The organism is Halomonas sp. ND22Bw (assembly GCF_003011945.1).
Taxonomy (GTDB): Bacteria; Pseudomonadota; Gammaproteobacteria; order Pseudomonadales; family Halomonadaceae; genus Halomonas; species Halomonas halophila.
On record NZ_PXWD01000241.1, the window covers coordinates 1 to 409 of the forward strand.

The 409-nt window shown below is 70.2% G+C and carries 1 protein-coding gene; it reads right to left on the reverse strand.

The genetic code is table 11. The annotated features are described in order from the left end of the window. The coding region (locus CVH10_RS17865; RefSeq protein ID WP_219924776.1) for a sugar transferase at positions 1-409 on the reverse strand (409 nt) is incomplete at both ends.

The following is a 409-nucleotide window of genomic DNA, read 5'->3' on the forward strand; positions in this document are numbered from 1 at the left end:
TGGGGGCGTGGTCCGACCAGCGACATCTCGCCCGACAGGACGTTGAAGATCTGGGGCAGCTCATCCAGGCTGGTGGCGCGGATGAACCGGCCGACGCGGGTCACGCGGTCGTCCTCCGCGCAGACCTGACGCGAGGCCGTGGCGTCGGCGGCCGCATGGCGCATGGACCGGAACTTCCACACGACGATGTTCTCGTGATTGAAGCCGTGGCGACGTTGGCGGAAAAAGACGGGACCGGGGCTGTCCAGACGCACGGCCAAGGCGACCAGGGCCATGACGGGCGCCGCCGCGATCAGGGCCAGGGCGCCGACCAGCAGATCCTGCATCCGCTTGTTGAACGCGCGACGGTCACGGTCGGCGGGGCCGTCCAGGGCGGCCAGGGGCGCATTGGCCAGGCGGTTCAGCACCC